Genomic DNA, 10,354 nt, shown 5'->3' on the forward strand with positions numbered 1-10,354 from the left:
CTTGTCCCCCTTGTCCTCTTTCCCTTTTCCCCTTTCCCTTTTCCCCTTTCCCTTGTCCCCTTTGAAGGTAATGGGCTTCCCTCTGACTTTCTGTAAGGCTTTGTAACCAGTCAGCCAACACAGGGTGAGCCAATTTTAAATGAATCCAACCAGGTGGAACTATTTGAATGCTGAAAATTCCAACCGAGTTTGCCGATAAATGAGAAGCGATCGCGTTGGCAACCTCCATCGGCGAAATTTTCTCATATTTTGCCAGCTGTAGTGCTAACCCTGTGATGTAAATAACCTGATTATTATCTCTACCTTTAGAGAGAGGAAAATTTTTATTTCTTGAACATCCTCTCTTGACGTTACCCGTATAAATACTTAGCGCTGAAACTAGATAGATATATATTAAGCGTTTTATTGCTGCATATTTACTCACTAGTAGTTTTTTATGCACTTGTTATACTGATTGTAGACATATACTTTAAAACCATTGATTTTATGTCATCTGTCTTTAGACATAACTTTAATTTAATCAAAGAAAAATTAGAGAAATGCAAATTTTTTTTGAAACTGAGTAAATTTTACTACCATCATTGTACAGTAAGAAGTATAACAAAAGAGTAGGAACTAAAATTCCTCTCTTTGCATGGCTGGCACTGTTAGGTGTTAAGCCTGACCCGCCAACGAGAAGACACTCCTTGCACCTTGTTATGACCTCTTTTTGTCTTCAGCCGAACGCTCTTTGTTACCTATGCAATCTCCATCCTCCTTTTCTGAGGCATCACGGCCTTTCTTAACTTGGCAACGCATTCTTGATTGGGCTCAAGAACACTACCGCTGCCGCACCTTTAGCAAAGATGAACGCATTCCAGCCCGTCCTGGATTGTTGTATTTAGTGCAAAGGGGTGCAATCCGCATGGTAGGAACCGCCCAAGTGAGTGCAACAGCAAGTCAGTTAACGTCCCGACGCATCAACAGAACTCCAGAAGAAGCCTTCTTAGGATTTGTGGGTGCAGGACAGCCCTTTGAAATTGTTGCTCAATCACCATTCACGCTCCAGGCTTATGCCCATGTTGACCAAACAGCGGTGCTGTGGATGTACTGGCACGATTTAGACAACTGGCCTCACTTCCGACGTGAAGTTATGGATGCCTTTAGGTATCAGCACCAGCGTAAACTGCTGTGGCTGAGTGCTTTAGGACAACGCCGCACGATTGACCGACTCTTAGGATTCCTCACATTGTTGATTGAGGAATATGGTGAGCCGGCAATGAGTGAAACTGATCCAGAGGTGATTCGTGGCTATTGTCTACCTTTCCCCCTCACCCATGCCCAAATTGGCAGTGCCATTGGTTCGACTCGTGTTACCGTCACCCGTTTGATGGGCAAGTTGCGTCAGCGCGGCTTAATCCTCACCCAGGGAGATAATTTGATTTGCTTGCCAGCAGAATCGATTAACAGAGCCGGCTAAAGCACAGTTGCCAAGTTCTTTGATGAGAAGTCGCCCTACCAAATAGGAATAGCGCCCACCACCGCTATCCTTACGGGAAGGCGTAATCCTCTAAAAGAATAAAACCACCTAAAAAGTTCTTAGGCGCTTAATAGAGGGTTCTAGGGGTGTCTATTGGCAATCTTGCCACTTTGTAGTCTGTGTCTGACAGGTGTCAGCGAATTTTGACAAAGCCAGCTTGGGAAATCAATTCCTGTCCCTGCTCAGTCAGCAGCAAGTTGGCATAAGCGACACCCGCTTGCTGCTCGGTTTGATCATTCTGTTTGACCACCACAAACAGATTGCGGGTAATCGGATACTTTCCAGATTGGAAAGCCTCAATGTTCAATTTGTTTCGTCTACCAGGACACTCAGAAGGGAGGACAATGGGGTCTTGGTAGGGAGCAATATATTGCCCTTGCGTTCGCCCCAAAGGTAAGGGTTTAATTGAACATTGAGGAACAACTTCAGGGGCGGAAGCGTAATATATGCCACCAGGACTACCAGCCACTTTTTTTAGGGCTTGGGTGGTGGTGGAAACAAGCTCCACATTAGAGCTAAAATCTTGACCACCCAAGATGTCTTGGACAAATAATTCAACTGTCCCGCCATCACTGATGCGGCGAGAGTACGCCTTGATAGGGATATTAGACCCACCCACTTGACTCCAATTTGTGATTTTGCCTGTGTAAATAGACCGTAACTGGTCTACTGTTAGTCCTGGGATATTAATGTTAGGATTTACTGCTACTGCCAAACCATCAATTGCTACAGGAATTTGTTGCAAAGTAAACCCACGTTGTTTGGCACGGTTTAGTTCTTCATCTAGAATTGGTCGAGACGACTGAGCAAAGGTTAATTGACCATCAATTAATGCTTGAATACCTGTACCGGAACCAGGATTACCACTGATAGGCTCTACATAACGCAAGCGAAATTCTGGCCGTGCTGCTTGAATTGCTGGATCAACAGCGAGCCGAACGGTTGCCCAAGAGGTACTACCTCCATAGTTAAATAATCCTGTAGGGACATTTTGAATAGAGGTAAAATTATTGCCACTTGATTTTGGCTGAGTGATATTGGGATTAGTCGAGTCAATCGGTTGAGGTTTGGTAACTTGATTAAATTTAAAACTCGTTTTTCTGCTAAACCACCAAAAGCCGCCCCCAATCAAGCCAACAGTTATTAATAAAGACAATATCAAAATAGGCGTTTCATTTTTTTGTGACATAATAATTTACATAATAATTTACCAATTGTTAGTAATTTGTTGTTGATGGTTGTTCGTTCTCAACAACAAATAACAACCAACAAACAAAAGAATTCAATAAATCATCTAATCCTGACAAATCCAGTTTTAGCAATTAATTCTTGACCTTGGTTTGTTAGCAGCAAATTGGCATAGGTTTCTCCTGCTTGCTGATCGCTTTGATTGTTTTGTTTAACAATTACAAATAACCGTCTGGTAATGGGATATTCACCACTCAAAAAAGCAGGTGCATTGAGTTGGTTACGCTGTTGTGGACACTGTTGCAGAGAAATAAATGGTTCTTTGTAGGGTGGGACAAATTTATCTGTTGTTTTTCCTAGTGGTAAAGTTTTAACACTACATTGTCCGACTACTTCTGGCGCTGAAGCGTAATACATTCCACCCGGATTTTTTGCTACTTCTTTTAAAGCCTCTGTAGTAGTCGGAATGAATTGAACGTTCGTACCAAATTTTTCTCCTTCTAAAACGTTCTCATCAAAAAATTCGACCGTACCTCCTTCTTCCAAACGGCGAGAGTAAGGCGTAATCTCTAAATTTGGCCCACCTACTTGTTGCCAATTAGTGATTTTGCCAATGTATATATCTTTGAGTTGGTTAACAGTTAAACCAGGGAGATTGAGATTAGGATTTACTGCGATCGCAATTCCATCAATTGCGACTGGAATCTCTTTTAATTTAAAACCTCGCTGCTGTGCTTTTTGATATTCTTCGTCTTTAACTGGACGTGATGATTGAGAAAAAGCTAACTGGTTATCTAAAAGCATCTTGATCCCAGTTCCAGAACCTGGAGCGCCTATAGTTGGATCAGTATAGCGTAGTTGAAATTGCGGAAACACAGTTTGAATTGCTGTATCAACATCTTTACGAATTGGCGCCCAAGTGGTGCTACCACCATAGTTAAATAATCCAGAAGGAATACTTGGTAATTGTGCAAAAGTTTCAGAAGTAGGCTGTTTAATAGGTTCAGATAAATTATTTTTAGCGTTGAAGAATCTTATTCCAGAATTATTAGCTAACCATAAAAAGACACCACCCACTAGCCCTAGCGTCACTACTAGAGTCAACAGCAAAACAGTGGTTTCATTTTTTTGAGACATAATAAATTTTTAGTTATCGCTCTTAAAGCAAATTTTCACTTTATCTGAATCGATATAGGTTAAGATTTGGTTAATTATTCAGGAGACAGGAGAAAATTCACTTACGAGTGTAGACGCGTAGCGATTTGTTACAGACTACAACGAGTTTAATTATTTAATTTTGAAACTGGTACAAAATCAAACCCTGTACCAGAACGAGAAGGATTTTTGCTAGCTATTTGCACCAATTGTACAGGGGCATTGCGATCGCCTGATGGTAAAAATCGAATTGTACCGGAAGCTCCTGTAGTAGAAAATTCCGGTGATGAAAGGGCTTGTTGGATACCTATACGGGTAGGATTACGTTCTAATGCTGCAATAAAAGCACGCGTAGCATCGTATGCTAAAGTAGTGCGCCAGTTCACATCACCTCCCCACAGTTGTCTTGACTTTTGCGGAAAATCGGTATTGAGATTGCTATCAATGTGCCAAGGAACAGCCACCACCATTCCCAATGTTTGTTGCTGTCCAATTTCTAAAGTTTTGGGCGTGTAGATATCATCTCCACCAAGCAAATTTAACCGTTTTTGGTTTACTTGCACCACTTGCAGTGCTTTATCTAAAGTATCCGTACTAGCCGCTAACATCAAAACCTCTGCACCCTGTTTAATTGCTTGTTCTACACTTTTAGCTGCACTAAAATCGGCTTTGGATAAGTCAAATTCACTTGATACCTGTCCACCTTCTAGGGAAACAGATGAGACAAATTCAGACTTTAAAGACTGGCTATAGTTACTTTGAGAATTGAAGAAAACAGCTGCATTTTTTTTCTGTAAGTTTTCTACCATGTAGTTTGCCAATGCTCTGGCGGCCATAAAATCACTAGGAACCGTCCGAAAAACATAGCGGCTAAAGTTGGATAATTTGACAGAAGTGCTAATTGGGGAAATAGCCACAATTTGTCCAGTATTATAAACCTTACCTGCGGCTAAAGTGACATCACTAGCATAAGGACCAACTACACCCAATACTTCTTGATTTTCAATCAAAGTATGGGCAATTTGTTGGGCAACTTCTGGATTATTATCATCGTTTGCTATCCCAACTTTTAGCGGTACTCCCTTAATTCCTCGCGCCGCATTAATTTCATTTTGAGCTTGAGCAATCCCGCGTAAAATTTCTAAAGAACCATTTGGATCAGTTCCTAATGGTACAGATGCCACAATCGTATAACTTTTAGCAGAACCTATGCGGGCATTGTTCAGAAAGATTAATGTCTCTGGATCATTTTTATGAAATTTCAACGCTGCTTCTAAGTTAGAAACTGCTCTTTTATAGTTACCCGATGCTAGTGCTGTGATCCCTTCTTTTTTTGTTGGAGAAGCTTCTATTGGAGATAATGTTTTTTCACCAAAACTAATTCTGTTAGTAACTAACTTTTTATTAGGTTGTAATGTATTGCCATCACTTTGAGGTTTTTGTGGCCAAATGTTGTCTTTTAGCAACCATGCCCCACCACCTACCAATCCCACAGTAATTAATAAAGCAAGGAATAGAACAGCAGTTTCATTTTTTTGGGACATAGACAATGAAAAATGAAAATTTTATAAATATTAAATAGAATTATATCGGTCATTATCTTAGCTAAAGATATGAATGCAAATAAACTTTGCACTCATCGACCACAGGCGATCGCAAATAGTAAAGACAACGAAACCTTTAGCTTCCAAAAGTAATAGGTCAACAATGGAGACAGCAGGCTGATTCAATTGGGGAAAATCAATCTGTACAAATTCACGAATTTTAAGCAGTTGACCGGGGAGACGAAGAGTTTTTGATGTGCGATTGATTTTTTATAAATCGTTAACCGATAGCTGATCAAGTTTTTCTGTTAGTTGACAAATTTTTATTATTGAACAGCAACCTGGTCAAGTCGGGTTGCTGTATTCTGTATTTTGTACATTTTATCTAGCTAGCTATTCTCTTCAGGCTAAATAGCCTGTTGCCAATATCTATAGGCTGTATATGCCATCGTTACAACTCCAGTAACGATCGCTGATTCATCAATTTCAAATAGGGGATGGTGGAGTGGATAATTGATGAGCCGATCTTGGAAACCCACACCTAAACGAAACATACTACCAGGAGAGCGTTCTAAATATACAGAAAAATCTTCTGCACCAAGGGAAGGTTCAGGTAAAACTTGGACGCGATCGCTTCCCCAGGCTTCTTCTGCGGATGATTGCAATAACTGTGTCAGGAAGTAATCATTCTGCACACTAGGAACTCCCTGACGATAGTTGACTTCATATTTTGCACCGTAGGAATTGCAAACACTAGCAACTAATTTTTCAATCCAGTTGGGTAAATTAGCACGGGTTTCGGGATGAAGCGATCGCACTGTTCCCAATAACTGAACTTTGTCAGCAATCACATTTGGCGCTCTACCACCGTTAATTTTGCCTATGCTTAATACTACTGGGCGCAAAGGATTCTGTGTGCGGCTAATTGCTTGCTGTAGTGTAGTAATAACTTGGGAAGCGATCCAAATAGCATCGATGGCTTCGTGGGGACGAGCGCCATGTCCTGATTCGCCCATAATAATAATCTCTAGATCATCCGCCGCAGCGGTCAAGGCGCCATAACGCACACCAATTGAACCTGCGGGGATCGAAGGGAAAACATGAACACCCAAAACACCACTAACTTGATCCATTGCTCCATCTGATACCATCCAGCTTGCCCCTTGAGCAATTTCTTCAGCTGGCTGAAATAAAAATCGTACTTTCCCAGGAATCTCTTCGCAAATCTGAGACAAAATCATCGCAGTTCCCAAACCGACTGTGGCGTGAACATCATGACCACAAGCGTGCATCACACCTTTTGTACGAGAAGTGAATTCTAAATCAGTACGTTCCTGTATGGGTAAAGCATCCATATCAGTACGAATTGCCAAAATCCGTTTATCCTCACCAGTACCTTGCAATTCTGCGATTACACCTGTTTTACCTACTCCTTCTCGTACATGCAGTCCACTGGAAGATAAAACTCCAGCCACAAAGGCGGCTGTTTGGTACTCATGACCGCTAAGTTCTGGGTGAGAGTGGATATGACGACGAATTTCTATTAGACGTGGAGCGATCGTTGTTGCTAAATCTTTAATAGAACTAAGCATTTTTCTACTACTTTAAAGTCTTTAATTTAATGATAAAGAAGTGTTAATCTACAAATAACTTTTATTCACAACAAGAGGGTTACTGAGTTAAGTTAATGTAAACTAATTGACAAAGTACTCTTACATTTAAAGTACTCCGCAGTCAAGAGTAATTTAGCTTGTTTTTTATTTATAACTCTGGCTAATTTTTTATACAAAAATATAAATAAGTGGATGGAAATAGGTGAACAACTCAACATTCCAACCACAAAAATTTAGTCTGATAAAGTTTTTAGGCTTATTGTTTTTACTTGTCAATCTGTAGAACAGGTTGAACCACTAATCTTATCCTCGTTGAATTTGTTACATTGCACTGGGGAAAAACGCTGTAGAGACCACCAATAAGGTTTATTAGAAGTGATGACACCATTAGATAGAGTGGTGACTCGGAAGTTTGCGCCTCGATAATTAGTAAATTGTTCTCTAGCGCCCTTCAAGTTAGCACCTTCAAGATTGGCACCAATAAAACCAGTAAAACTCAGATTTGTATTGTCTAGGGATGCTGCTTTAAGATATGTACCTGTAAAAGAAGCTGCCGTGAGATTTGCTCCAGTTAATGTAGCACTTTCCAGATTTGCACTTGTCAGATCAGCATTGGTGAGATTAGCACCAGTTAAAATGGCTGCTTTCAAATTAGCTTCGCGTAAATTTGCTCCAGTCAAATTAGCTTTACTTAAATCAGCACCACTTAAATCACACCGAGGACAAGAACCTGATGCTTTTAGCTGGTCTAAATCTAGTTGATTAAAAGCAAAAGCCTGTTCTGTAAGTCCAATACAGGCTAACAAGGCAGCTGTGGCGATTATCTGGAATTTCATATTTTTTACAGTAATTTCAAAGTTGAGAATTCACAAAAGCGACGGGGACACTACACCGCTCGTGGGTATAGAAGAAAGTCATTTGTCATTTGTCATTTGTCATTTGTCATTGGTTATTGGTAAGGATTTTAGGTTTATTTACTTTCTGTAATATAGTTAGGTTTATTCTTGCCGACTTACTCAGTACTGTTATCATAATAGGACTAATGTAAAATTAGTCGGTATAAAGCAGACATCAAGAAACTGTAAAATTACTATAAAACCTGAGGATTTTACTGGTCAAAACCAAACTAAAATTTATAGAATTAAAGCATCAAACATTATACTGAAACTCTATAGCCAACGAAATATTGTATTCCTCCAAGCCAAATTAACCAAAAGGCAAGGGGGAATTCTTTTTTTGAGTATGAAATTTTGCTGATGTTGGGGATTGGGGATTGGGAGTGTGGGGAGTGTGGGGAGTGTGGGGAGTGTGGGGAGTAATGTAGAGACGCGATTCATCGCGTCTGGGAGTGTGGGGAGTGTGGGGAGACAAGGAGGACAAGGGAGAATAATAACCTATGCCCAGTTCCCGATCCCCTTTCCCCGATCCCCTTTCCCCGATCCCTTTCAATCACGCCATCCCAACAAGCGTAATCCAGGCACAAATAAGTAATGACTCACTCCCAACCAAAAGCTAATTAAAATACCTAGCAAACCAAAAAAACCTATTTTCCACAATAATTCATGCCAGTTATTGGTAGGTCTAAAAAAGTCGTTGAATATGGTCGGTGGTAGACCGACATAAAGCAAAAATGCGAACGGTAGTGCTGTACCAAAAGCAGTAACTACAGCATGAACTATATGATGGCTACGCAGACCTAAGCCCAGGGTTAAAAGTGAAACTGCTGCTAAAATCAAGGCGATCAATCCTTCACCATCTTCTTTTGGTGTGATTAATTGCAGAATGAACCAGCCAAATCCATAGCCAAAAATTCCCATCAACGATGCGGCTAAAAATCGTCGTCGCTGTCTATAACCTCCAGCTGTCACTATTCCCCACGCAGTACCTAACCCAGCGCCAGCAAACAGAAGAATCTCTGAGCCTAAAACAGATTGATTGTTCCCTAACAACACAGATAATTGACTAGATAAAGATTCGCCTACTTGTTTTCCCCATTCTGTATGATTAGCTAAAACATAACCAGAAAAAGTACCCCCAGCAGCACCAATGCTGGTGAGAATCATTGTCCAAATGGTATCCAAACAGGCGCGAATAACTTTAGCGATCGCACCAAATACAAAAAGAATTATTTGACCAATGGCTTGGGCAAAATCAACAACAGAGTTTTGAATTTGTTTTCTTAAATCAGAGAAAAATCCGAGAATCGGAGATAGTCGAGTATTTGTGAGAACTAAAGTTAAAGTTACGTTGCGACTGTTTGTCCTGTTTGTCTTGTTTGTTTTGTTTGTCCCTACAGGATTTGGTGGTGCTTGATCAATCTGTGCCAAACGTCTTTGGATGACAACTGTGTTTTCCGGACGCGATCGCGCTTCTTCTTGCATCATTTCATCAAGCAAATCTGCTAACTGCGGGTGAACACGACATTGTGAACGCCAGTGCAACTCTCCGGTCAAGGGATCTTCTAAATCCACCGGATGTTTACCCGTCAGCAACTCCACCATTGTCCGACCCAAAGCATAAAAATCAGCATTGGGTTCAACATGGCCTCCCATCACTTGTTCTGGTGGACTGTAACCAGAAGAAAACAACTTTGTAGATCGTGGTTGAGAAACAACATTTGTAGCAGCAAATTGTTTTGCTCCACCAAAATCAATTAGTACCAGCTGATTTGCTTCTCTGCTTTTTTTGTGATCAAAAGGGGATTTAGACAGAGTACGCAGCATCAAATTAGAAGGTTTGATATCACGATGAATAATATTGTGTTGGTGCAAATGCCGTAAAATTTCCACAGCTTGGCTTAACCAATTCAACACCAAATCTTGTGGACATCCTTGAGGATACTGCTTGTATAATACTTCCTCCAAAGTTTGACCATTAATTTTTTCCATCACCAAACAAGGTAGAGTCTGCTGTCCCTTCCCATGAACCCAAATGCGTTGAAAGTAACCATCTGATTCGACTTTGGGAACACCAGGATGTCGCAAACTACTTAAAACAGATGCTTCTTGAGCAAACAACTCTCGTGCTTTTGGTGAATCTTCTACCAACACCTTTAGCACCCTTTGGGTTTGAGTTTTTTGATCCCAAACTGTGTAAATTTGGGCAAAACCTCCCGCTCCCAAGCGCCTCATAGGGATATAGCGATCCATCAGCTGTAGAGGCGCACCACAGCAATGGCAGAATTTGCTCTCCCAACGCTGAGGATAGGGACGCTGACAGTCTGGATTGATGCAGTGAATTTCAGTAGTGTTGAACACAACCGCTCAAAGACAATGGCTGAGTTGATTATAATCACCTGACCGGGGATTGGGGATAGGGGTAAGGGGGATTGGGCA

7 protein-coding genes and 1 pseudogene are annotated in these 10,354 nt (G+C 40.9%); 1 reads left to right on the top strand and 7 read right to left on the bottom strand.

The genetic code is table 11. From position 1 onward, the window contains the following. A pseudogene (locus B4U84_RS19210) lies at positions 1-442 on the bottom strand (DALR anticodon-binding domain-containing protein); the annotation flags it as partial. Positions 443-739: 297 nt separating this feature from the next. Here B4U84_RS19210 and B4U84_RS19215 point away from each other — a divergent pair. Continuing rightward, positions 740-1,459 (top strand): Crp/Fnr family transcriptional regulator, encoded by a 720-nt coding sequence (locus B4U84_RS19215; protein ID WP_016863057.1) that lies wholly within the window; start codon positions 740-742, stop codon positions 1,457-1,459. A 193-nt stretch (positions 1,460-1,652) separates the two neighbouring features. Here B4U84_RS19215 and B4U84_RS19220 read toward each other — a convergent pair whose 3' ends face one another. The 6 genes from B4U84_RS19220 to B4U84_RS19250 form a co-directional block, all read right to left on the bottom strand. Beyond that, positions 1,653-2,708: a PstS family phosphate ABC transporter substrate-binding protein gene (locus B4U84_RS19220; RefSeq protein WP_131120121.1), complete on the bottom strand. Its 1,056-nt coding sequence runs from the start codon at positions 2,706-2,708 to the stop codon at positions 1,653-1,655. 101 nt (positions 2,709-2,809) lie between these two features. After that, positions 2,810-3,844: a PstS family phosphate ABC transporter substrate-binding protein gene (locus B4U84_RS19225; protein ID WP_017310736.1), complete on the bottom strand. Its 1,035-nt coding sequence runs from the start codon at positions 3,842-3,844 to the stop codon at positions 2,810-2,812. 146 nt (positions 3,845-3,990) lie between these two features. Next, positions 3,991-5,406, bottom strand: a complete 1,416-nt coding sequence (locus B4U84_RS19230) for an ABC transporter substrate-binding protein (RefSeq protein WP_017310737.1) — start codon at positions 5,404-5,406, stop codon at positions 3,991-3,993. 407 nt (positions 5,407-5,813) lie between these two features. Next, positions 5,814-6,998, bottom strand: coding sequence for a M20 family metallopeptidase (locus B4U84_RS19235; RefSeq protein WP_017310766.1), 1,185 nt, complete (start codon positions 6,996-6,998; stop codon positions 5,814-5,816). A 293-nt stretch (positions 6,999-7,291) separates the two neighbouring features. Then, a complete protein-coding gene (locus tag B4U84_RS19240) occupies positions 7,292-7,855 on the bottom strand; it encodes a pentapeptide repeat-containing protein (RefSeq protein ID WP_131120122.1) in 564 nt (187 codons plus the stop codon). A 609-nt stretch (positions 7,856-8,464) separates the two neighbouring features. Continuing rightward, entirely contained in the window at positions 8,465-10,276 is a 1,812-nt protein-coding gene (locus B4U84_RS19250; protein ID WP_131120126.1) for a protein kinase domain-containing protein, read from the bottom strand. Positions 10,277-10,354: the final 78 nt, after the last annotated feature.

It is taken from the genome of Westiellopsis prolifica IICB1 (assembly GCF_004323185.1).
Lineage (GTDB): Bacteria > Cyanobacteriota > Cyanobacteriia > Cyanobacteriales > Nostocaceae > Pelatocladus > Pelatocladus prolificus_A.